Annotated in this window: 21 protein-coding genes and 1 pseudogene; 6 read left to right on the forward strand and 16 right to left on the reverse strand. The window is 49.8% G+C overall.

The window, feature by feature from the left end:
* Positions 1–16: 16 nt before the first annotated feature.
* The 4 genes from AWQ21_RS06360 to AWQ21_RS06380 form a co-directional block, all read right to left on the reverse strand.
* On the reverse strand, positions 17–328 hold the full coding sequence (locus tag AWQ21_RS06360) for a hypothetical protein (RefSeq protein ID WP_065713809.1): 312 nt from the start codon (positions 326–328) through the stop codon (positions 17–19).
* 78 nt (positions 329–406) lie between these two features.
* On the reverse strand, positions 407–3,223 hold the full coding sequence (secA, locus tag AWQ21_RS06365) for a preprotein translocase subunit SecA (RefSeq protein ID WP_065713810.1): 2,817 nt from the start codon (positions 3,221–3,223) through the stop codon (positions 407–409).
* Positions 3,224–3,568: 345 nt separating this feature from the next.
* The gene (gene psb28 / locus AWQ21_RS06375; protein WP_065713812.1) at positions 3,569–3,904 is read right to left on the reverse strand and encodes a photosystem II reaction center protein Psb28; all 336 of its coding nucleotides are present in this window, start codon (positions 3,902–3,904) and stop codon (positions 3,569–3,571) included.
* A 123-nt stretch (positions 3,905–4,027) separates the two neighbouring features.
* Positions 4,028–4,375, reverse strand: a complete 348-nt coding sequence (locus AWQ21_RS06380; protein ID WP_065713813.1) for a hypothetical protein — start codon at positions 4,373–4,375, stop codon at positions 4,028–4,030.
* Between the two features lie 68 nt (positions 4,376–4,443).
* Between AWQ21_RS06380 and AWQ21_RS06385 the strand changes: the two genes are divergently transcribed.
* A complete protein-coding gene (locus AWQ21_RS06385) occupies positions 4,444–5,397 on the forward strand; it encodes a DNA polymerase III subunit delta' (RefSeq protein ID WP_065713814.1) in 954 nt (317 codons plus the stop codon).
* Here AWQ21_RS06385 and AWQ21_RS06390 read toward each other — a convergent pair.
* Positions 5,387–6,208, reverse strand: coding sequence for a carbohydrate ABC transporter permease (locus AWQ21_RS06390; protein WP_065713815.1), 822 nt, complete (start codon positions 6,206–6,208; stop codon positions 5,387–5,389). The genes AWQ21_RS06385 and AWQ21_RS06390 overlap by 11 nt on opposite strands.
* A gap of 71 nt (positions 6,209–6,279) precedes the next feature.
* Complete coding sequence (gene thiL, locus AWQ21_RS06395) at positions 6,280–7,272, reverse strand: thiamine-phosphate kinase (protein ID WP_065713816.1); 993 nt, start codon at positions 7,270–7,272, stop codon at positions 6,280–6,282.
* 116 nt (positions 7,273–7,388) lie between these two features.
* On the opposite strand from thiL, the gene AWQ21_RS06400 reads away from it, so the two are divergent.
* Entirely contained in the window at positions 7,389–7,946 is a 558-nt protein-coding gene (locus AWQ21_RS06400; RefSeq protein ID WP_232315089.1) for a hypothetical protein, read from the forward strand.
* A 23-nt stretch (positions 7,947–7,969) separates the two neighbouring features.
* Here the strand turns inward: AWQ21_RS06400 and AWQ21_RS06405 are convergent, their stop codons facing one another.
* From AWQ21_RS06405 to AWQ21_RS06415, 3 genes are all read right to left on the reverse strand, one after another.
* The gene (locus AWQ21_RS06405) at positions 7,970–11,089 is read right to left on the reverse strand and encodes an alpha-mannosidase (protein ID WP_065713818.1); all 3,120 of its coding nucleotides are present in this window, start codon (positions 11,087–11,089) and stop codon (positions 7,970–7,972) included.
* A gap of 32 nt (positions 11,090–11,121) precedes the next feature.
* A complete protein-coding gene (locus AWQ21_RS06410; protein WP_065715248.1) occupies positions 11,122–11,856 on the reverse strand; it encodes a GDSL-type esterase/lipase family protein in 735 nt (244 codons plus the stop codon).
* A 63-nt stretch (positions 11,857–11,919) separates the two neighbouring features.
* Positions 11,920–13,077 (reverse strand): 2-succinylbenzoate--CoA ligase, encoded by a 1,158-nt coding sequence (locus tag AWQ21_RS06415; RefSeq protein ID WP_065713819.1) that lies wholly within the window; start codon positions 13,075–13,077, stop codon positions 11,920–11,922.
* A gap of 67 nt (positions 13,078–13,144) precedes the next feature.
* On the opposite strand from AWQ21_RS06415, the gene AWQ21_RS06420 reads away from it, so the two are divergent.
* Positions 13,145–13,444 (forward strand): DUF3593 domain-containing protein, encoded by a 300-nt coding sequence (locus AWQ21_RS06420; RefSeq protein WP_065713820.1) that lies wholly within the window; start codon positions 13,145–13,147, stop codon positions 13,442–13,444.
* Between the two features lies 1 nt (position 13,445).
* Here the strand turns inward: AWQ21_RS06420 and AWQ21_RS06425 are convergent, their stop codons facing one another.
* From AWQ21_RS06425 to rimM, 4 genes are all read right to left on the reverse strand, one after another.
* Positions 13,446–15,386 (reverse strand): FAD-dependent oxidoreductase, encoded by a 1,941-nt coding sequence (locus AWQ21_RS06425; RefSeq protein WP_065713821.1) that lies wholly within the window; start codon positions 15,384–15,386, stop codon positions 13,446–13,448.
* Between the two features lie 101 nt (positions 15,387–15,487).
* Positions 15,488–16,378: a 50S ribosomal protein L11 methyltransferase gene (gene prmA, locus AWQ21_RS06430; RefSeq protein WP_065713822.1), complete on the reverse strand. Its 891-nt coding sequence runs from the start codon at positions 16,376–16,378 to the stop codon at positions 15,488–15,490.
* 62 nt (positions 16,379–16,440) lie between these two features.
* Positions 16,441–18,018, reverse strand: a complete 1,578-nt coding sequence (serA, locus tag AWQ21_RS06435; protein WP_065713823.1) for a phosphoglycerate dehydrogenase — start codon at positions 18,016–18,018, stop codon at positions 16,441–16,443.
* 219 nt (positions 18,019–18,237) lie between these two features.
* Complete coding sequence (gene rimM, locus AWQ21_RS06440; protein WP_065713824.1) at positions 18,238–18,765, reverse strand: ribosome maturation factor RimM; 528 nt, start codon at positions 18,763–18,765, stop codon at positions 18,238–18,240.
* A 137-nt stretch (positions 18,766–18,902) separates the two neighbouring features.
* Between rimM and AWQ21_RS06445 the strand changes: the two genes are divergently transcribed.
* The 3 genes and pseudogenes from AWQ21_RS06445 to AWQ21_RS06455 all read left to right on the forward strand — a co-directional run.
* Complete coding sequence (locus tag AWQ21_RS06445) at positions 18,903–19,460, forward strand: thioredoxin family protein (protein WP_065713825.1); 558 nt, start codon at positions 18,903–18,905, stop codon at positions 19,458–19,460.
* A gap of 149 nt (positions 19,461–19,609) precedes the next feature.
* Positions 19,610–20,083: a hypothetical protein gene (locus AWQ21_RS06450; RefSeq protein WP_065713826.1), complete on the forward strand. Its 474-nt coding sequence runs from the start codon at positions 19,610–19,612 to the stop codon at positions 20,081–20,083.
* Positions 20,084–20,438: 355 nt separating this feature from the next.
* A pseudogene (locus tag AWQ21_RS06455) lies at positions 20,439–21,083 on the forward strand (hypothetical protein); the annotation flags it as partial.
* A gap of 6 nt (positions 21,084–21,089) precedes the next feature.
* Here the strand turns inward: AWQ21_RS06455 and AWQ21_RS06460 are convergent.
* The 3 genes from AWQ21_RS06460 to AWQ21_RS06470 are packed head-to-tail and all read right to left on the reverse strand — an operon-like array spanning position 21,090 to position 22,755.
* The gene (locus AWQ21_RS06460; protein ID WP_065713828.1) at positions 21,090–21,683 is read right to left on the reverse strand and encodes an L-threonylcarbamoyladenylate synthase; all 594 of its coding nucleotides are present in this window, start codon (positions 21,681–21,683) and stop codon (positions 21,090–21,092) included.
* Between the two features lie 6 nt (positions 21,684–21,689).
* The gene (locus AWQ21_RS06465) at positions 21,690–22,340 is read right to left on the reverse strand and encodes a DUF2301 domain-containing membrane protein (protein WP_065713829.1); all 651 of its coding nucleotides are present in this window, start codon (positions 22,338–22,340) and stop codon (positions 21,690–21,692) included.
* A 37-nt stretch (positions 22,341–22,377) separates the two neighbouring features.
* The gene (locus AWQ21_RS06470; protein ID WP_065713830.1) at positions 22,378–22,755 is read right to left on the reverse strand and encodes a phasin family protein; all 378 of its coding nucleotides are present in this window, start codon (positions 22,753–22,755) and stop codon (positions 22,378–22,380) included.
* Positions 22,756–22,772 lie beyond the last annotated feature (17 nt).

Consider the following 22,772-nt stretch of genomic DNA (forward strand, 5'->3'; position numbering starts at 1 on the left):
AAAACTCCCCTTTCTCTCAGAGTTCTGAGCGACGAATATCCTGCTCGGCCTGCTTTCTCAAGAGGCGATCGCGGCGGCCATGGTAGAGCTTGGTTTCCTCTAGGGTCATCTGGGTTGGATCGAGGATAATCAACCCATGGAAATTTAACGCCGGATAAACCTTTAGATGGGGTAAACATTCCTCCAGGGCCTGCAACACAAGCCCATAGACATCCGCTAAAAAATAGTCAAAGGCCTCTGGCTGATCCCGTTGTCGATAGCCCACTGCCTGTTCCAGGTCTTTTTGGGAAATAATATAGCCCGCCTCAAATTGTGAAAACTCCAACATTGCTGCTAATGCTTAAAAGGAAAATCGAACAAAAAATCCCCCAGAGAGGGGGATACATTCAGTTTTTCAAAAAGATTGCTACACCGCTTGGGGTTGTTGGGGTTGCCGTTGGGGCTGGAATTGGAACAGAGAATACACCACATTCCGGCGGATGTCGATCATCATTTCCAGGAACATCTCGTAGCCCTCTTGCTTGTATTCGATCAAAGGATCTTTTTGACCATAGCCCCGTAGCCCGACAGATTCACGCAGGGCATCAATAGCCTGGAGGTGCTCCCGCCAGAGGGTATCGATCTGCTGGAGGATAAAGAAGCGTTCTGCCTGGCGCATTAAACCGGGTTGACTTTTCTCCACCTGAGCTTCCTTAAGGTCATAGGCTTTGCGCACTTCTTCATGGAGGAAGGTTTTGATTTCTGGAACCGTCATATCCTCAATATCCTTGGGTTCTAGATCTTCGAGGAGGTAGATAAATTCCTTCGCTTTATCGAGGAGTTTGTCTAGTTTCCATTCTTCGGGGGGGAGTTCTGGGTTGACATAGGCCTCGACAATCTCGCTCATGGTCTTTTCGGCGTATTGGATGACCTGCTCTTTGAGATCTTGACCTTCTAAAACCCGACGGCGTTCGGCGTAGATGGCACGCCGTTGATTGTTCATCACTTCGTCGTACTCGAATACCTGTTTCCGGGCGTCGTAGTAAAAGGTTTCTACTTTCTTCTGGGCGCCTTCGAGGGAGTTGGTGAGCATTTTTGATTCGATGGGCATATCTTCTTCGACCCGGAAGGCATTCATCAAACCGGCCACGCGATCGCCCCCGAAAATACGCAGGAGATTATCTTCGAGGCTGAGGAAAAATCGCGTCGAACCAGGGTCCCCTTGACGACCAGCCCGGCCCCGCAGTTGGTTATCAATCCGGCGGGATTCGTGGCGTTCTGTCCCAATGACATGGAGACCGCCATTTTGAATCACTTCGTCGTGCTCCACGCTGGTGAGGTCATGGTAGGTTTTTTCGATGGCATGGTACACCGTCCGCAACTTCTGCACCACGGGATCAGCGGTGGGGGCATTTTCCGAGGCGATCGCCAATTTTTCCTCTGCCTCTAGTTCCGTCAAACTCTGGTTGCCATACTGATCGACGGCAAACTTTACCGCGTCCTTCAGTTGCTGTTCCAGGTCTGTGGGCAGTTCCGTCGGGTAAATATCGAGGGTGGTTTTCCAGGTTTTTTTCTTCTGTTTGTTGTTGGTATCAAAGCCCTGACCGCCACTATTCTTTCCACTACCGGCGATCGCAAAACTCCCCTCATCCTCTGGTTTAACGATCTGGGGCATGAAATATTCACGCATCTTCAGGCGAGCCATATATTCCGAGTTTCCGCCGAGGATAATATCCGTACCCCGACCCGCCATATTGGTGGCGATCGTCACGGCTCCTTTACGACCAGCCTGGGCGACGATTTCTGATTCCTTTTCGACATTTTCCGGTCGCGCATTCAATAGGTTATGGGGAATACCCAACTCATGGAGATAGGCCGAAATAATCTCCGACTTTTCCACGCTGGTGGTACCGACCAGCACCGGTCGTCCCGTTTCGTGCATCTGGGCACATTCTTCAGCGACGGCCCGCCACTTTGCTTTTTCGTTTTTGTAGACTACGTCTGCTAGATCTTGCCGCTTAGTGGGACGATTGGTGGGGATAATCGTCACCTCAAGGTTGTAGACCTTTTCAAATTCTGTTTCTTCGGTTTTGGCTGTCCCCGTCATCCCAGAAAGTTTCGGGTAAAGCAAGAAAAAGTTTTGGTAGGTGATATTTGCGAGGGTTTGGGTTTCTTTTTGGATCGTGACCCCTTCTTGGGCTTCGATCGCCTGGTGGAGGCCATCGCTCCAGCGCCGTCCCGGCATAATCCGGCCAGTAAATTCATCGACGATTACTACCTCATCGCCGCGCACAATGTAGTTCACATCTTTTTTAAACAGTTCCTTGGCTTTGACGGCATTGAAAATATAGTGGGCCCAAGGATTTTGCTCGTCGTATAGATCCGTAACCCCCAGTAATTGTTCTGCTTTGGCAAACCCTTCGTCGGTCATCAAAACATTGCGAGCTTTTTCATCGACTTCGTAGTCACCGGGGCCGTCTTCTTCGACTTGGGGAACCAACTGTTGCGCAATTTCAGCCGCTTGGAGATATTTTTCGGTGGGGCGTTCGATCTGGCCAGAAATAATCAGAGGCGTTCTGGCTTCATCAACGAGGATCGAATCCACTTCGTCAATGATGCAGTAGTTAAAGGGACGCTGCACCACCTCTTGGATCGTGGTAGCCATATTGTCCCGCAGATAATCAAACCCCAGTTCGGAGTTGGTAGTGTAGGTAATATCGCAGCGGTAGTTTTCAATTTTTTCGGCAGGCCCCATGCTGGACTGGATTAGCCCCACAGTTAGGCCCAAAAAGCGGTGCACTTGCCCCATCCATTCGGCGTCCCGGCGGGCCAGGTAGTCGTTCACGGTGACCACATGAACTCCTTTCCCCGTTAGACCATTGAGGTAGGCGGGCAGGGTGGCGACGAGGGTTTTTCCTTCCCCGGTTCTCATCTCGGCGATTTGCCCTTTATGGAGCACAATCCCCCCCAAAAGTTGGACATCGTAGTGACGCATTTGAAGCACTCGCCACGCGGCTTCACGGACGACGGCAAAGGCTTCGGGGAGGATTTCGTCTAAAATTTCTTCGGTTTCTTCGTCGCTGTTGGCTTTGTCGAGCTTGGCGCGAAATTCTACGGTTTTCTGGGCTAGGGCTTCGTCTGTAAGGTTAGCAAAATCCTCTGCGAGCAGGTTGATTTCAGCGACGAGGGGCTGGAATCTTTTGAGTTTGCGGGCGTTGGGGTCACCAAATAGCTTCTTAAACATAGGATTTTGATTACAAACGGAGGATTAGGGGAGAAAAATATGCATTGCGCTGGCACTAACTGAACGCTATTTCTCCAATTTTGGGTCTGGCGTTCGGCGATCGCAAGGATGAGTTTAATAACTTTTTTTAATTATGGTATCACTCCCATTTTCGGTGAGAGAGTGGGGAAAATACGCCAGGCCCCAGAACTTCAGGGGCAACAAAAAGGCGATCGCCCCTGGCATTTGGCTAGTCAAGACTGAAGCAAGCCACAATTTAGCGCATCATGGTTTGCCCAATAGTGACAGGCAATTTTGTTGGCAAAAGCAACCGCATACCAAGGACGGAAAGATGTTGAGCTGAGCCTAGGCTTTGGTGAATTCGAGGCCATTTTCCGCCGCATAACGTTCCATGAAGCGCATAAAACGATCCCATTCAGCGGTCGAACGCATCACCAAACGCGCTTCAATGATGCGGGGTTTCCCGTCATAAAATTTTGCTTTTACTTCGCGGGTCACAATTTCGCCTTCTTCGTCGATGAGGTACATCCCAGTGATTTCATCGGTACTTTCTTGGGCGAGGGCGGCGGGATCTTCAAAGGAAAATACGGCGGTGCCGGTATTGCCATCAGGGGAACGGGTCAAGCGAATACCGGGAACTTCCGGCTCATTGACACCCTGGGAAAACTGAATAACTGCCATAATAATTTAATGTTTCTTCATATACTTGTGCCCTTATCTTCTCATATTCCCATCGGTTTATCGATGACCCCCAGGGAGGAAAGCAGGAAATTTTCCTGGGCATTAAGGGGCCATAAAATAAGACTAATCGGCAGTGTCAGTTTCCAGTTGCCAAGGTTGTTGGGCACTGACTTTTTTTTGGATCATGTCAAAAACAGCGCGGCAGTGGTTGTCGATATGGAGGGGTAATTCTTCGTTCTTGGCCACAAAGTCGACTTGGAGTTTGCCGTCTTGGATTTTGTTGCGATCAAACAAGACTTCGAGTTCCACGAGTTTGGTGAAAGAGACATTGCCGGGTTTTTCTTTGGCCATGATGTATCCCCCCGTTTCATAGGCGAGGTTAAGGTCGCACTCCTGAATAATCTCTTTCAGAGAGGCAAGCATATCTGCTTCGGGGAGTCCAACGAAATAGGAGCAAGTGTAACGCGCCATAAAAAAAATTAGCTTTCAACCATGCTGAGGCATTCTTTTTTATATTACCGAACGGAAGGACTTTCCTTATGATTTCACTAGATCAGATTGTGGGTCAGCCCCAGGCCGTTTCTCTTTTGCGTCAGGCGATCGCCCAGGATCGTCTTGCTCCTGCTTACCTATTTGCGGGGCCAGAGGGGATTGGTCGCAGTCTGACAGCCAGGGGGTTTACGACGGCCCTCATGACCCAAGGGGTACCTGAAGCGGCACAACGTTTGATTCGCTATAAACTCCTCAAAAATAATCACCCCGATTTACTGTGGGTTGAACCCACCTACCAGCACCAAGGCAAACTCTATACTCCCGCCCAGGCCGAGGAAGCCGGCTTAAAACGGAAGGCCCCACCCCAGATTCGCATTGAACAGATCCGTCAATTGGGGGAATTTCTCAGTCGTCCCGCCCTAGAAGCGCCCCGTTGTGTGGTGGTGATCGAAGCGGCCCAAACCATGGCAGAAGCCCCGGCTAATGCCCTTTTAAAAACCTTAGAGGAACCTGGTAACGCGACCTTAATTCTGCTGGCCCCCAGTGGCGATAGTTTGTTACCGACCCTTGTTTCCCGCTGCCAAAAGATTCCTTTTTATCGCCTTGCCCAGGACGATGTGGCGCAAATTTTAACGGCCCAGGGTTATCAACACATTTTGGCCGATGCAACGATTTTGGCGATCGCCCAGGGGAGTCCCGGCGCCGCGATCCAAATTTATGAATTGCTGAGTAATGTCCCCCAAGATTTATTACAAAGCCTCCAGCAGCTCCCCCAAAATCCCCTTGGGGCCTTTCGCCTGGCGAAGGAAATTCACAATGCCCTTGATACGGAGGTGCAATTGCAACTCATCGACTACCTGCAGTACCAATATTGGCAAGGATTCCGCAATGACCAACTGATTCAGCGCCTCGAAACCACCCGCAAACATCTTCGCAATTACGTCCAGCCCCGTCTCGTGTGGGAAACTTTTTTCTTAGAATGTTGCCAAACTAACCCTTAACACCACTGCTGCTGTCGCTGGGAATGATGTAACGCTGGAGGAAAACAAACAGGATCATCACCGGCAGAATCGAAATAATCGAACCCGCGGCGATCAAGCGCCAATCGAGGGAAAACTGGCCGGCCAAGGTCGCCACTCCCAGGGGTAAAGTGTAAAATTCCGGACGGTCAATGACGATCAGCGGCCAGAGAAAATCGCTCCAGGCACCAATAAACACAAAAATTGCCAGGGTAATCAAGGCTGGACGTACGGCAGGAATCATGATGTGCCACCAAATACCCAGTTCCGAACAGCCATCAATGCGGCCTGCTTCTTCTAATTCCTTGGGTACCCCTTGAAACGCCTGTCGGAGCAGGAAAATTCCAAAGGCAGAGGCCAGACTGGGAAAAATAATCCCCAAATAGGTATTCCGCAACCCTAGCTGCACCGTTAGGACATACAGGGGGATCATCACAATTTGAAAGGGAATCATGATCGTCGAAACGATGGTGGCAAAAATCGCATCCCGGCCCCGGAAGTCCAGACGCGCCAAAGGGTAGGCCGCCAGGGCACAAAATAAGAGATTAAAGCCCATGGTGAGAACCGCAACGAGGGTGCTATTGAAGAGGTAGCGGCCAAAGGGATGTTGTTGCCAGACGGTGACGAAATTGCTGAGGGTCGGCGCCTGGGGAATCAGTTGGGGCGGGAAACTAAAGACGTTCTCGGTGGGGGATTTGAGGGCGGTGCTCAACAACCAGAGCAGGGGAAAAAGCATGACGAGGGCGATCGCCCCCAGGAGCAGATAAGTGGCAGCGGTTTTCAGGCGGTTCATGGAGGGCTGAAATGGAGAAGATTGCAGCCTTATTTTGTCATATTCGGCTGGATATCTCGGCAAGGAAAACGTTAGGCAAAGTGCTGAAAGGTTTGGGTTTGGCTCAAGGGTATGGTTTCACCTGCCGCATTGGCGATCGCCACCGTTTGTTCTGCGGTAATTTGGCCGATAATCGCCCCCTGACCTGGAAGCTCGGCCAGTAGACCTTCCGCTGCTACCGGGGGGAGACAAAGCACCAGTTCAAAATCTTCGCCACCATACAAGGCCCACCGTAAAGCTGTTTCTGGATCTTGATAGCGCCGGAGGGCAGGGGATAAGGGAATTTTCTCTGCTTCAATCACGGCGCCGACACCACTGCGCTGACAAATTTGCAGCACGGCATCGGCTAAACCGTCGCTACTGTCCATCCCGGCTGGGGGCGAATTTAAAGATATCAAATGGGGCAGCACATCCAGACGAGGGCAGGGGGTTTGGTGGGCGCGGATCAAGGCTTGGCGATCGCCAATGGATAAAGTTTGGGAGCAAGCATCGTCATGGAGCAGCAGTTCCAGGCCCGCACGGGAATCCCCATGGCAACCCGTAACGAGAATCACATCGCCCACTTTCGCGGTACTGCGTTGAATTGCTCGGTGCGGCGATACCACCCCAAAGGCCGTAATGCCAATGGTTTTCACCGGTGATCGCGTTAGATCCCCACCGACTAAAGGCGTACCATAACGACCTAAACAGGCAGCTAACCCTTGATAAAGCTGATCGAGCCACAGAATCGGTGTTTCAGGTGGCAGAGATAAACCCACGGTAATGCCGATTGGTGTGGCCCCCATCGCTGCTAAATCCGATAAATTTGCCGCCACTGCTCGCCAGCCTACTTTCTCTGGAGGCATCGTGCGATCGCCAAAATGCACCCCATCCACCAGCACATCCGTCGTCACCACCAAATTTTGGCCAGGGGGGAACGCTAAAACTGCCCCATCATCACCGATAATTTCTGCCGGACAAAACCGCTGTAACCGTTGGAGAATCTCCGCTTCCCCAAAATCCTTGAGACATTTCCCTGCCGTCATCGTTTTCTTGCCAAGCCCTCCATGATGAATTGTTTATGCTCTGAAAAAGTATAGTAATTGACTAAATCCATTACTTTTTTTGTAAAATCGAGGAAATAGTAATGGACTATGACAACATGGGTACCAAAAATAAAGCCGTCACCGCCTATCTCCCCGAGGAAATTGAAGCACGTCTGACTGCTTTTTGTTTGGAAAATGGTCTGTCTCGCCAAGGCAAAAAAAGCGGCAAAGAGAAGCCCGCCTTAGGCACAGGCATTATCGAAGTGCTGCGGATCTTTTTTAGTGCTGACCTTAATGGCAACACCCCCACTCCCGTTTTAGACAAAGATGAGCTCCAGGCCATTGTCTCTGAAACTCTACCCAGTAATGTACCAACCCAGGAATGGGTACAAACAGAAATTCAACAGGCGATCGCCCAGCTCAAATCTGAGTTAGACAGCCCGGCCCAAACCACCGAAATACCACCCAACCCCGAAAAAAAAAGTCCCCTCATCCTGAAGCAAGCTGACCTCGCCCGCCGCCTCCGTTCCAACCCCTCGACCCTCAGTCGCCATAATCAAAAAGGGGGCCAACATTTTGCCCAGTGGTCGAAAGCCAAAGATCCCGAATCTGTCGCCTGGCAATACCGTGGCGTCGAGGACAATAGCAAAATGTATGAAACGATTGAGCTTTAAAATCAAACATCATTCGTCATGTTTTAATGTTTCTCTAATCGATAACTCTGGATTTTCCAAGGGTGAATCTGGGTGTCAATTGCTTGTGAAATAGTATCCTCTAAACCATTTACTTGTTCTGTGATGGTTAATCCCAAAGTATTACGATCATTTAATTTAGTTGCTTGGCCACAGGCTTCATAGAAACGGAGGATATAGCCTTGATTAGATTCCGCTTGTTTTAATGCTAATAAAACCAAATTATCTGAACCTAATGTCAGAAAAGAATGGTGGGGCAGTAAATGGTTTTGGTTGGTGGTAATGTCGGGAACCACTGCGCGTAAAGGGGAGTTGAAATCCCGCGCTAAATTAACCGTTCTTGCCCGTTGCCATGGGCCGCTGTGGGGATATAGGGCATAGGCTAAGTGATGCGTTCCCCGATCTGCTTTAGGGTCAGGCCAGAGAGGACTTTTTAATAATGTTAGGCGCAATTGACCGGATTTTACATCGTAGCCATGGTGATTTTTGGTGAGAATACTCACGCCATATTTCTCATTATGAAAATCAGCCCAACGTAAGGCTGGTACTTCCCATTTTGCTGGATCGATTTCAGGTTTTCGTTCGATGGCGCCACAGGGGGTTTCGTAGGTGCAAGTAGCCTCGTCAATGGCAAAAGGAAACGCAACTTTTAAGACAACCTGTTCTGCTTGCCAATCCACGGTGCTATAAATCTTCAGCATTTTCCCCTGGCAATCGAGTTGATAATCCTGGATAAACGTGGATTGATTTAATTGTTTTTTCACGCGGATCACTGAACGCACAGCATTTTTCTCCCGCCAGTGAATTGAAACGACTCCAGCGGGTTGGAGAGGCTTACTTTCGTAATCAGGGGCAATGTCCCAAGCGTCCCAGTATTGACCTTTATCTTCAAAGGCTTGCAGTTGATTTCCCACACCAGAAAAGATATTTTCCCCGTTGATTTTGTCAAAATATTGGGCAATATCTCCCGTTTTTGGATTAATTTCAATCCGGAGAAAATCATTCTCTAAAATAAAGTCTGGTTCATTGCATAAATCATCTTCTCTTTGAGTTGGTGCTTGTGGTTCAGGACATAACCAGTAGAGGGAGTAACCGACGGATGGCACTGTCGCCAGAAATGATAAATATTTTTTGTGATTTTGATCTGCCTGTAAATCCTCAACAATAATTTGTGACTCGACTTTGTTGCCTTTCCAGTCGTAAACTGTCACTAAATCTGGAACGCTTAAACTAACAACCTCTGTGCGTTCCCAGTTGAGATCATTAAATAAGAGTAGTGGTTTAGCCGCAGTTTCTAAGGGACAATCATAGACGATTTGTGTGGCGATCGCCTGTAGATTTTGAGATAACATCGCCTCGCCAACATTAATCACTTCCTGCCATTGTTGATTCGCTTCTGTAAAGACTTCAGGAATAGAAGTGCCTGGCAAAATATCGTGAAATTGGTTAAATAAAACTTTTTTCCAGAGATCTTTTAGTTGGCTTTGAGCGTTTTTTAATCTAAAGGGATCTGTATGGGATAAATTGTTGGCGATCGCCGACCAGATTTCGATTTGGCGCAGCAAGGTTTCACAGCGATTGTTAAAGATTTTTTGATCCCGGTGCACAGTATAGTAGCCACGGTGCAATTCTAAATAAAGTTCGTCCTGCCAAACTGGCAAATTGGGCGTTTCTTTAACGTGGTTGAGATAGTTTTCTGCGGTGGAAAATTCCAACTTTGGGAAAAATGGCGACTGTTGCCATTTGCGGGCCACCTGCAACATATCCTTGGTGGGGCCACCGCCATGATCACCAACGCCCGGTAACCAAAAAATATCTTTTAAATGAGTTTGATCCTCCCATTTTTGGGCATAACTGGCCATCGTTAGCGGATTGGTATCCATAATTCCCGTGACATTGGGAGGGGTCATTAAGGTTAACAGTTCTGTGCCATCGGGCGATCGCCACCAAAACAAACCATGGGGGAATGGGGCCGTATCATTCCAGTGTAATTTTCCGGTACCAAATGCTTTAATGTCACAATGCTCAGCCAGTTGAGGAAATTGATTCGGAAACCCAAAAGAATCCGGTAACCAAGCAATAGTTGAACGTCGGCCAAATTTTTCTAAAAAATATTGTTGGCCATAGAGAAATTGACGAATAATTGATTCCCCAGAAACTAAATTTACATCGGGCTCAACCCACATCCCCCCCAACAATTCCCAACAGTTATTATTAACGGCTTGTTGAATTTTCTCCCAAAGATCAGGACGATTTCTCTCAATCCAATCGTAGAGTGCCGGGGTGCTGTGGCCAAAAATCAGTTCAGGAAATTCCCGTTGGAGATTTAAAACCGATTGAAATGTGCGTTGTCCGACTTCCCACGTTTCAGCAGTTGTCCAGAGCCAAGCCATGTCTAGGTGGGCGTGACCCAAAACATGAAATTTTCTGGCTTTAATACAATTGGCAAGGGGAGTTAGTGCTGTCCGTATTTCTGCTAGCGTTTGATTGAATTTTTGTGTCTCTGCGACTTGCGCCCAAGGGATATGATTTAAGTGCGATTCTACAAAGTTTATTTTTTCCGGATTGTGACGTGCTAAATAGTCGGTCAGAATTTGTAATTCTGTGGCAAAACTACCTGCTTCTAAAATATCCAAGGTCGGGGATTCAAAAATCAAACTCGATTTCATCAATGCGCCAATATCATGGCCTGGACTGACAAGGGCGATCGCCACCTCAAAAGTCTGATTTACTTGGGCATTATCTGTTAATAGCAGCCGTGTTGAAGAATCAAATAAGTCGCCTTCGCAAATTAATTGACCATTGACAAAAATTGCGGCAATTTCAGCCCACCAGGTCAAATTTAAGCGAGCATTTAACCCAGAAATATGATAGTGATTAACGCTTTCGGGGAGCGTAATTTTTTGGTAAAACCAAGCAAGTTTTAATCCCTTTTCAAAAACGAGATAACCATTATTATTCGGTTGAATCGCTTCTAGCTGAGCGGGTTGAAAGTGTTCTAAATCTGGCCGGAATGTTTTCGAGACAGTGGTCTCGGTTTGATAAAATTGCCAAGTTGTTTGGGTCGGCAGAGTAACAAAACTTTTTAGGCGCTCGATGGTCGCTTGGATAACAGGGGATGCCATGGGGATTTTCAGCCAGAGAACTGACTTTTATCTTAAACCCCAAGGGATACCGGTGTTTTCGATGTCACGGGGCAGGTATTACTCGCGTCTAGTTGGGCGATCGCCTGCCAGTTGATCACATCTTGAAAGAGCATCGCATAGCCTTCACTGTTGGGATGGAGACCGTCGGCGCTGAGGTGATCATTTACCCAGTGTGTGCCCCGGCTGAGCCACAAATCAAAAATATCCAGGTACGGAATTTGGCGATCGCCGCACAGTTTTTTCGTGAATTCTTTGTAGTGATATTGTTCGCTGTGACTGTAATAGAGGCAGTCTAAAAAAGGCATTTTGGCTTCATTAACGGGCACTTGACCGATGAAAATCACCGGACAAAATTGTTGCGCTTGTTCTAATAAGTTGTCTAATTGGCTTTGGAAAAGAGCAAAATCCGTAAAACTTTTCCCATCGGGACGCCCCAAACGCGGCGAGTCATTTACCCCGACGGACAACAAAATTAAATCGGGTTGTTTATTGCGTAGCTCACCCCGTTGTTGATATTCCCCCCGGAGGCGATCGCCAACCAATTTCACCGTATCGCCCCGCACACCGAGGTTATAGAGCACATGACCTTGGGGATTGCCCATCCAATGGAGCCGCAACTGCTCTACCCAGCCACCCCGGACTGGATCGCCGAACCCATACACCAGACTGTCCCCGAAAGCGACGACCCGCAGCGGATGACGTTGGGCGTAACTGGGGTTGATGTGGGTCGGACTAAGGGCGGTCATGGCGGATGTATTCGCAAAATACGCTTGCTTCATAAAGCTACATCAAAAATGTCGCCGCAACGTTTACTGATAGTGATTTTCAATCATTTGGCGGAGTTTGATTCGGTTTAACTTTCCCTGGGCATTGCGCGGTAACTGTTCAACGACAAACCAATATTTTGGCTGTTTGTAACGACTCAATTGCTTGGCGATCGCCATCTTTACCTTGTCTAAATCGTCTGGATTTTGTAGGCTCACCACAGCAATAACAACTTCTCCCCAGTAAGGATCTGGCAAGCCTAAAACCGCCGCATCTTTGACGAATTTCGTCCCCAGAATCGCCGCTTCAATTTCTGCTGGGTAAATGTTTTCACCGCCACTAATAATCTTTTGGCTTTGGCGTCCAAGTAAATGTAAATAGCCAGCTTGATCAAAGGCACCAACATCATCAGTTTCTAGAGTTTTAGAATAATTAAAATTTGGATAATAACCGAGAAATAGTGATTGAGCCGTAATGGAAATCAAGCCCGCTTCTGATAAAGATAAATTGGCATGGGGCAAGACTTGACCTGCACAATTTCTTCCGGCTAAAAAGTCTGCTGGTTTTAGGGCCACCACCTGGGAAGCGGTTTCTGTCATGCCGTAGGTCAAGGCAATCTGGAGCTTAAATTGCCGGGCTTGATCAAGGAGCGATCGCCAGGGAGGAGCACCACCAAGTAAGATTAAGCGAAACTGGGCTAACCATTGGGGGCAAACTTGGAGCAACACCTGTAATTGGGTCGGCACTAGGGATAAACAAAAATCACCCAGATCCCCATCCGGTAAAATGCCGCGTTTTAGAGCTTGATAGTCGCCGAGTTTAAATTCACCCCCACTCAAATGCGAGCGCCACCATTGCATCAAGCCGCTGACATGGTAGAGGGGCAAAATGCAAAAACAATTTACCCGTGTCAAGGCGAAAAAATTCCGAAAAGCCTGGGCCGAAGCAGACAGAGTTTCAGGGGTATGAATTGCCAATTTTATCTGTCCTGATGTGCCACCAGTGGGAATTAAAATATGGGATTTTTTTGTCAGAATTTCTGGCCTTTGATCTGGCTCTAAGAAAGAGTTAATTTGTGCTCGTTCTGAAGTTTGCCAGGTGAAATTGACCAGCAATACCGATTCTTGACGGGCGATCGCCTTTTGAAATTCCGCAGCAAAGAGGACTGGATTTTGTTGATCAATGATTTGGAGAGACGACATCGGAGCAGATGGGCAGAATCCTTTAGAATACGGAGACAAACGCCCCTTGGTTGCTGATTATTCCACAATGTTCTCCAAAGAAACCCTGTTTGCTCTGTCTCTTTTTCCCTACCTCGGTTTTCTCTGGTTCCTGACCAAATCCGGGAAAATGCCCAAACTGGCCCTGATTGGCTTCTATGTCCTCCTCGTTTTTGTGGCGATCTCCATTCCCGCCGGAATTTATGCCCAGGTGCAATATGGCGAAGAGCTAGCCAATGTGGACTGGCTCCATGGCGGTGCTGAATCTTTTTTGACCCTATCCAATGTGCTGGTGGTCTTGGGTTTCGTCGGGGCGATCGCCAAACTCAAACAGACAAAATCCGAGTAGTTTAAATTTTAAAAACCCCCTCCGGATTTACCGAGAGAATGGGCCGCCGCTGCACCCCTTCCCGCTGGAGAATACTATTGGCGGCGAGCAAACCGCTACTGATGGCCCGCTCCATCAACCCACAGGGGAACGGCATTTTTACCCAATCCCCGGCATACATTAGGTTGCTAATTTCGCTTTCTGTGGTGGGGCGATCGCCATAGCTATTGGGCGGATAGCCAGAGAAATTCTTTTGGTTCACCAGTTGCCGGTGGATCACCGTCGCCCCCTTGAGTTCCGGCACAATTTCGTACAGTTCCTGCTCAAAGGTAGCCAATAGCGCCTCTTGGGTAGGAAATTCTTTTTCCTTGTAGCAGTAAGCATGGAGTTCCACCACACTGCCCCCGGTGCGGGCCGCCCAATCCTTAAACTGGGTCTGGATTTGGTGATACAGGGTAATGCTATCGGTCAAGGCATAACCCGACAACGAAGCAAATTTACTATGCTCCCAGGGGAAGTCCCGATCCAGCCAGAACCGACCCACCGCAAAGGGATCAGACACCACAAGCTGATCAACCTTACGCTGCGCCTCTGGATCCCGGTCGCCCACTAAGCGGGTAAACAGATGACGAGTTCCGGGTACATCTGTCGCCAGCACCACATAATCTGCGGCAAGGGTTCCCCGTTGGAGATCATTACTAGGATTTTCGGCCACCAACTGTACTTGATCAGCCTCGCGGTCTTGGACTTTGAATTGCGGTAAATCCCGTTGGGCCGGGCCACTCAGACGTTTCCCATTGGCATCGTAACGCGCCCCATGGCAGGGACAGAGGAAAGACCCATCCGGTTGCCGACCAACGGTACAACCCTGGTGGGTACAGGTTAAAGACAGCCCCTCCTCCGTTTCTGGATTGACCGCATACATCGCATCCCCAGCGCCGTAATATTCCAGACTGTCAGCGGCAATCAACTCATTTTTCTTTGTCCAGAAAGGCACATCCGTTTGTTCGTCCCCCTGTTGGTAGGCGATCGCCTGAATTTTATTGTCCTGACATTGAATTTCACTGACGGACACATCGGTCAGAATTTGACCTCCGTTAGCGCGGATCGCAGCGGCAATGGGTTGGACGAGACTTGTGCCCATGTCATCTACGGTGCCGTTAAATGCTAAGCCTTCTGGGTTCCCGAAAAAGTAAAAGTGAAAAAATTGCAGCAGTTCTCCGGTGCTCAGGGTATCGGGGGCATTTAAGCTAGATTTGGCAAAGGGCAAAAAGTAGAGATCATAAAGGCCCTGGGGAAACTCACCCCGGACCCAATCCGCCACGGTAATGGTGTCGTAGGTGTCGTAGGTGCGGGGGATTTTAAAGCCCGTAATCGCGTGAAAAACCTCTAAATGCTTAATTTTTGTGAGGTTAATGCCCCAACGGAGTCGGTTCGGAGAAGAAATGGCCAGATCAACGATATTCCAAGGAAAAGCGGTATTACTGGGACGAAAGACCTCTGGGCGATAGCGGTCTGGGTCTTTGAAAACGAGGGAATAAAAATCTAGGGATTGAAAGTTGTCGTTGATGCTCAGTTCACTGACCAAGCTTTTGAGGTTGTAATACTGGGGAAAAAAGCCGTGGAAACCGTGTTCCATCATGAACTCATCGTCACCGACGTTAATTTTCCAACTGGCGACTTTGCCACCGAGTTGGGGGGCTTTTTCTAAAAGCGTGACCTGAAAACCCCGTTGGCTTAATTCGTAGGCAGCCGCTAGTCCTGCTAAACCGCCCCCAATGACAACGACTTTTTTTCCTTGGCTATGATAGCGGGGTAAATCCAATGATTCCTGTTGGTGGATCGTCGGGTGGGGTTTGGCGAAGCGGGTGTACCCGACCATCGATCCGGCGGCTCCCACCCCAAGGAGTTTGAGGGCGCTACGGCGGGAAATGGGGGGAAGGGAGGTATTGTCGTCACTCATGCCATTCAGTTTAATTGCACATCTAGTGTCAATTATTATGAACTGATTTGCTGGGGGCGGGTTGTTTTTTTAGGCACTTTGTCACATTTGCGCAAAAAGACTTAGTTTCGGCGGATATTGAAGCAACACCACTCGTCTTTTTTCCAGAGGGCAGCGATCGCCCAGCCATTTTGCTCGAGGGTATCGGCGATGGGTTGAATTTGCTCGATCAGAATCCCACTGAGGATGCCCCAGGTGCTCGGTTTGGCGATCGCCGACATCTTGGGGATCAGCTCAATAATAATTTCCGCAAGAATATTACAAACAATGCCATCAAAGGGTTCTGGGTACATTTGGGGCAATGTTTCGATGCTGCCCTGGGCGACGACCATGCGCTCTGGGTCGATATTATTCAGCGCCCGATTGCTATGGGAGGCAGTCACCGCCAAAATATCGGTATCCACCCCAAAGGTTTGCTTGGCCCCCAAAAGGAGAGATCCAATCGAGAGAATCCCCGAACCACAGCCAATATCAGCGATCACCTGGGTTTCTGGTCGCTGCCCTAAACGCATTTCTAGGGCTTCGAGGCACAGTTGGGTGGTCTGGTGAGCGCCGGTGCCAAAGGCAGAACCCGGATCGAGGCGCAAGAGGAGGCGTTCCGACTGGGTGGGCACTTCTAACCAAGCCGGGTAAATCAACAGGCGATCGCCAATTTCCTGGGGTTGCCAGTGACTTTTCCAACTACTCGACCAATCTTCCTCATCAATGAGGTGCCACTTGACCACGGGTTTAGGCAAACGGGCAATTGAAGCATCCTGTTTCAACAGCAGCGCTAAGGCCGCGAGATCCAAATGATCAAACTCCACCTGGGGGCTATAGGCACGGATCAGGTAGGACTGTCCCTTCTGCTCCCCCGCCATTCCCCGACAGCCAAAATCATCTAAGCGCCAGAAAATCGTTTCTTCTAAACTAGGGTCGCAGAGGATCTGTAATTCCCACCAAGTTGTTGTCATTTTTTGCCTCTTGTCATTGGACAGGGGAAAGCATCCAGAGACCTTTCCCCCGTAGCTTAACCTTACAGCTTAACCGTGTAGGCATCCCGGATTCCGGTTACCTTCGTAATCTCACTCAGAACGCCTTCTGGCAGCGGATCATCCAGACTCAAAACCATCACAGCATCACCCCGGACAATCTTGCGGCCCACCTGCATACTGGCAATGTTCACATTAAAGCTGCCCAGCAGAGAGCCGATCTTGCCGATAATCCCCGGCACATCCCGGTGGAGGGTAAAGAGCATATAACCCGTCGGCGGCACATTAATTGGAAAACCATTAATGCTGGTAATGCGAATATCCCCATCACTCAACAGCGCCCCATTGACGGAATGTTCTCCATCAGCGCCGGTGGCTTCTAGGTGAATGGCCCCGGTGTAATCACGCACTGACTCATCACGGGTTTCAATGATCCGGATCCCCCGTTCCTTGGCTTCGATTTCTGCGTTCACATAGTTGACCCGTTCCCGCAATGCCGGAGAAAGTAAGCCCTTGAGCGCAGCCACAACCAAAGGCTTGGCTTCTTTTTCGGCCAAATCCCCTTGGAGCGTCACATTTAATTTTTCGATGCGGCCTCCGGCTAACTGACCGACCATATTACCCAGGGTTTCTGCCAACTGGAGATAGGGACGGAGTTTTTCCATAACGTTGGCGTTGAGGCCAGGAATATTGACTGCCGAACGGGCGGGTAAACCCAGAATGACATCCCGAATTTGCTCGGCCACATCAACGGCAACATTCACCTGGGCTTCAGCGGTAGACGCGCCCAAGTGGGGAGTCAGGACAACGTTATCCAAGGCCCGGAGTTCAGAGTCACCCAGGGGTTCTTCTTCAAACACATCCAACGCGGCCCCACCAAGGCGACCTTCCTGGATCGCTTTGGCAACGGCGGCTTCATCAACCACACCACCGCGAGCACAGTTAACAATGCGGGTGGTAGGCTTCATCTTAGCGATGGATTCTTCCCCAATTAGGTGGGTAGTTTCGGGGGTTTTGGGGACGTGGAGGGTAATGTAGTCGGCTTCCCGGAACAGGTAATCGAGATCAACGAGGCGACAACCTAATTGTCCGGCCCGTTCCTCAGAAATAAAGGGATCGTAGGCGAGGAGCTTCATCCCTAAGGCTTTACCGACGCTGGCCACATGGGCGCCAATTTTGCCGAGACCGACAACGCCGAGGGTTTTTTTGTAAACTTCTGCGCCGATGAATTTTTTCCGGTTCCATTCCTTGGCTTTGACGGACTGGTTGGCATCGGGAATATGGCGGGAGAGGGACAACATCATCGCTAGGGCATGTTCGGCGGCGGCAATGGTGTTTCCTTCGGGGGAGTTGACGACGATGATCCCTTGGCGGGTGGCGGCGGGAATATCGACATTATCAACACCGACCCCAGCACGACCGATGATTTTGAGGTTTTTGCCGGCTTCGATCACTTCTTTGGTGACTTTGGTACCGGAGCGAATCATCAGGGCATCGTATTCGGGAATAATGCTGATGAGTTCTTCGAGGGGTAATCCGACTTTAATGTCTACTTGGGCGACCTGGGAGAGGATATCGATTCCGGCTTGGTCGATAGAGTCGGAAACAAGAACTTTAGCCATAACAATTCGATTAAATATAAATGTTTCGTTTGGGTCGGATGCTGCGGGCCGTGTCACCAGGGGCGTGGCTTGGGGAAAGTTACCGTAGGGACAAGGGCGACAGATCCTTAAGTTTTTGTATAGAACAAAGGATTATTCTATCCTGACTGCTCACCCTGAACGGATTTTTCCCAGGGGGCGATCGCCTTTTTTCTGGATTTGCAAGCAGAATTTTGGCGCTTAAATCTCAAAAAGTCCGGGAGGTGCGTCTACTTCCAGGCGACTTTCTACCAGATCAACGACGGGGACAATGGCTTTCACGAAGGGGACGAGGTGCTTTTTCTGGTTAGCATCGGTGACTTCGAGGACATCTTGGGCGGCTGTATAAAGATCGCTGACAACCCCTAGTTTTTCTTGGGTGTTGCAATCAAAGACCTCAAGGCCAATCAGGTCGCTAACATGGTATTCGTCGGCTTCGAGTTCGGGGCGATCGCCAGCCCGCACCAGAACTTTAGCACCCCGAATATTTTCTGCTTGGGTGCGGTCTTGGATATGTTCAAATTTCACCACAAATAAATTTTTGCCAGGGATTTGCCGGCCCCGTTCGAGTTCTACCGACTGGGGATCTTGATTGGGCAGTTGTAACCACCGTTGACCAGGCACTTCGAAGCGTTCGGGAAAATCGGTGCTGGGATTAATTCGCACTTCCCCCTTAAGACCCTGGGCGGCCACCACCTGGCCAATGATGATCCAATCCTGTTCTGCCATGTTGTGCCTCGATGCCTTTTTGGGACGATGTGAAAAATATGGGTTAAAAACTCAGGCTTCTTACTTTATCGGATTTTTCTGACGGAACGCGCCCTTTACAATACTTATAAGTTTTACTTGGAATCTAGCCCTTAGCGATGAATGACACAAATTCTGGACAAAATAAACTCAAAGGTCTCGTAATTGGTTTGGTGGCGATCGCCTTGGCGGTATCCCTCGCCCTGGGGATCAAATTCCAGCCCCCCGCCGCCACCCTCGAAGCCCAAGCGGCCGAAGCCGTGCCCCTCACCGTTGCTCTCGACAATGGTCGCCCGACTTTGATGGAATTTTATGCAGATTGGTGTACCAGTTGTCAGGCCATGGCCCCGGATCTCCGCCAAATCAAACAAACCTATGGCGATCGCCTCAATTTTGTGATGCTCAATGTCGATAACGGCAAATGGCTCCCGGAAGTGCTGAAATACCGTGTTGATGGGATTCCCCACTTTGTTTTCTTAGATGAAGCCGGCCAGGCGATCGCCGAAACCATCGGTGAACAACCCCGCAGCATCCTGGAAGCCGACCTCGATGCGCTCCTCGCCCATAACGACTTACCCTACACCTACGACCAAGGCCAGGTTTCTAAACTAGATCGGCCCAATCAACAACCCCGCCAGAGCGATCCCCGGAGCCATGGCGCCCAGGTCAAGTCCTAGGTTCTGGGTCAAAAACTTGCTCCGTAAATTTCCCAAAAAGGTTGGCTATAATTGAAGCCAATTTTAAGGCCCTGGCCGGTTTATGCTGGTGCCTCAGATTTTTCCCAATTCCCTAGGTTTCAGGTTACGCCCTGTTTCAGTCAGTATCTATGAATATCAAGTCTCTCCTCACCACCATCACCTGTTTGTCCATCGGCTGTCTGGCTCCCAAAGCCGCCCTGGCCCACGCCATTGAAACGAACTTCCAGGTGCGCTTCGATAATTTTGAGATCCAAAGCACCTTTGGCGATGGCGAAGTGTTCCCCAATGCTCCCGTGACGGTTTATTCCCCTGACAATCCAGACCAACCAATCATGATTGGCCGCACCGACGAAAATGGGAAATTTAGCTTCAAGGCTGACACAACAAAGGCCGGAGATTGGGCCGTCGAAATTGGTTCCGCCGACGATAGCCACTGGGATCGCCTCATTGTGCCCGTCCAAGCAGAGGGGATCGATGCCAACGCCATTAGCGAAGTGCCCCAACCGGAACACAGCCATGATTACTTTGCCTATTCTTTCTTGGCCGGGATCGTGGGCTTGGGCCTCGTCTTTGGGCTACGCCAGGGGCAAGACCAAGCCTAAACTGATGATTTCAATCACAACATCTAGGATGATCTAGAACAAAGCAATGGCATTTGAACTTTAGCGCGGCAGTCCCTATCTCTCTTTAGGGTAGGGAAGGATAGCGCGGTGATGTAGCAAAGCGGAATCACCAACCAGTGTGGAAATAATATGCTATAACGGTAGCCACATTGATCACTTAAAGAGAATCAATGTAGCTCAGGTTAATTTAGCCTGGGCAAGGGGTCAGGAACTGGCCTCTTTAGACGCAGAGCTGCCTAGCTCTACCGATTGCGGAAGCATGAGGCAACTAGGAGCGATGAAGCGTCGGAAACTCCATGCCTCTTAGGCTGGAGTAGTTCATTTCGACCATCTCTTTATCTGTGTCGATGTCGGTGCAGAGATTGCTAATGATCTCATTGCCCTTGGCTTAAGAGAAGGAACAGCAAATATTCATCCCGGACAGGGCACCAGCAATCGCCGCTTCTTTTTCCATAACGCCATGCTGGAATTACTGTGGGTACATGATCCAGAGGAAGCGATTGCCGACCTCACCCGTCCAACCCATCTTTGGGAGCGGTGGCAAAATCGCCAGTCAGAGTGTCCTTTCGGGATTTGTCTACGGCCTACAGCCAGTGGTTCTAACTCTATGGCTTTTCCCCATTGGACTTACCAGCCGGTCTACTTACCAGAACCCCTAAGTATTGCTATGGGTACAAATAGTGACATCCTCAGCGAACCGCTGCTGTTTCAAACACCCTTTGGCCAACGCTCCGACCAATATTCTCCCGATAAAGCACAGCCTATCAAACACCCCATTGGCTGGCGAGAAGTCACTCGTGTGGAATTGATTCAGCCGATGACTAATTCACCTTCGCCAGCACTACAAGCTGTCTTAGGAACGGCACAAGTGAGTCGAAGAATCGGTAATCATCACGGAATTGCACTGGGTTTTGATGGAGAACAGTCTGGGCAACACATCGATTGTCGGCCCGGTTTACCATTGATTTTTAGTTGGTAAAAATTGCTAAACATTCAGGCTGACAGTCCCCTGACGGAGAATGCGCCAGCCGGAGCCTGTCCACTGGGCCACCGTCGAGGGCTGCCCACTGCCTATCTTGCCCATTTGTTCCTGGGTTGTGCAATCGAGCACCGGGATCTCTGGAAATTCTGTGGCGATCGCCGTCATCCATTCGAGGGGGTCGCTACCGGAACGGTTGGCGCTAGTGGTGGCGAGGGGGCCTGTTTCTCGCAAAATCCCTTGGGCCAAGTCTAAATCGGGGACACGCACGCCAATGGTGCCGGAATTGGTGGGGTTCATTGCGGCGGAAACCTTTGCAGAAGCGGGTAGAACGAGGGTTAATGCTCCTGGCCAATATTGCTGGGCGATCGCCTGCCATTGTTCTTTTTCTGTCTCACTACCCACCACATAGTCCCAAATCTCCGGCAGGGAAGCCGTCATCAGGATCAGCGGTTTATCGGGCGATCGCCGTTTCAATTGATAGATCAGTGGGGCAGCGTCGGGTTTCGCCGCGAGGGCAGGCACCGTATCCGTGGGGAAGCTCACCACTTGGCCATTGTTTGCCTGGTCAACCAGGGCAGCAGCAGTAACGAGGGGCATTAATTATTAGGTTTGTTTGAGATGGTCAAATACACTTTTATCACCAATATCATCGGCGGGCTTTTGTGTAAATTTACGGGCCGCAAAAATCACAAACAAAACGCTCCACAGACTGAACCCAATTTGGGCAACTTCTAAGGGTAAAAGCTGAGTCAAGTGGCCCAAAAGCAGCAGGGGCACCAGGGGCGTCAACAGCATTGTTTCCAAACGTCGAAAACAAAAGCCTTCTTTAAAGAAAATTCCCGTTAAGGCCGCAAAAAGAAAACCAATGCCCCAGAGAGTTTGAGGTTGATCTAAAACGGTGACGAATAGCGGTTCTGGAAAAATGAGACCAAAGGCGATCGCCGCCCCACAGCCCACGAGCCAAAAGCCCTGGAGTAGTCGGTGTAGGGGAATTAGATAAATATGAATCTTTGCCAAACTGAGACCCAGACCACCACAAAACCCGACAAATAGTCCAGAAATCAGCCCCGGCGCCCAACCCTGATCCCCAAAAGTAAGGGCGAAAGCAGTGCCGAGGCTGAATGTCCCAGCGGCGATCGCCAACCCCAAACGATAGAGAAAAACCTCCTGGCGATCAGCATCAGTGATCGTAAATTCGCCGTAGTAACCCGTGTAAACTTCTGGGGTTTGGGGTGATAAAGAAGCATCAGACATCGTTATTTCCAGTTATCTATTTCCAAAACAGCTACGTTTATCGTTTCAAATTATTCAGCTCTGCTTGGAGAGATTCCACTTCCCGCCGGAGCCGTTCCGCTTCGTCCATGGCGTCAGTGTTTTCGGGTTCGTCATCGTCCAGGATTTCAATGCGCCGCGGCTCTTTGGTCTCGCTGTTCGAGTCTGTTGTTTCTGGGCTTTGGGGCACCCGCTGTTGGGCCTGCTTGACCATTTCATTGACAAACTTTTTGGCCTCCTCGGCGTTCATCTCCCCTTTTTGCACCATTTCATCGGCGATGACCTGGGCCTGTTCGCGTAGATCATGGATCGTTGCCCCTGCTTTTTCGGCGGCGAGGGAAGCGGCCCCGACCCCAAGGTAAAAAGCCTTTTGTACTAAATCACTGAAGCCTGCCATAGTCTAAAGTCCTGTGT

The organism is Picosynechococcus sp. PCC 7003, assembly GCF_001693255.1.
In the GTDB taxonomy this organism is placed as follows: domain Bacteria; phylum Cyanobacteriota; class Cyanobacteriia; order Cyanobacteriales; family MRBY01; genus MRBY01.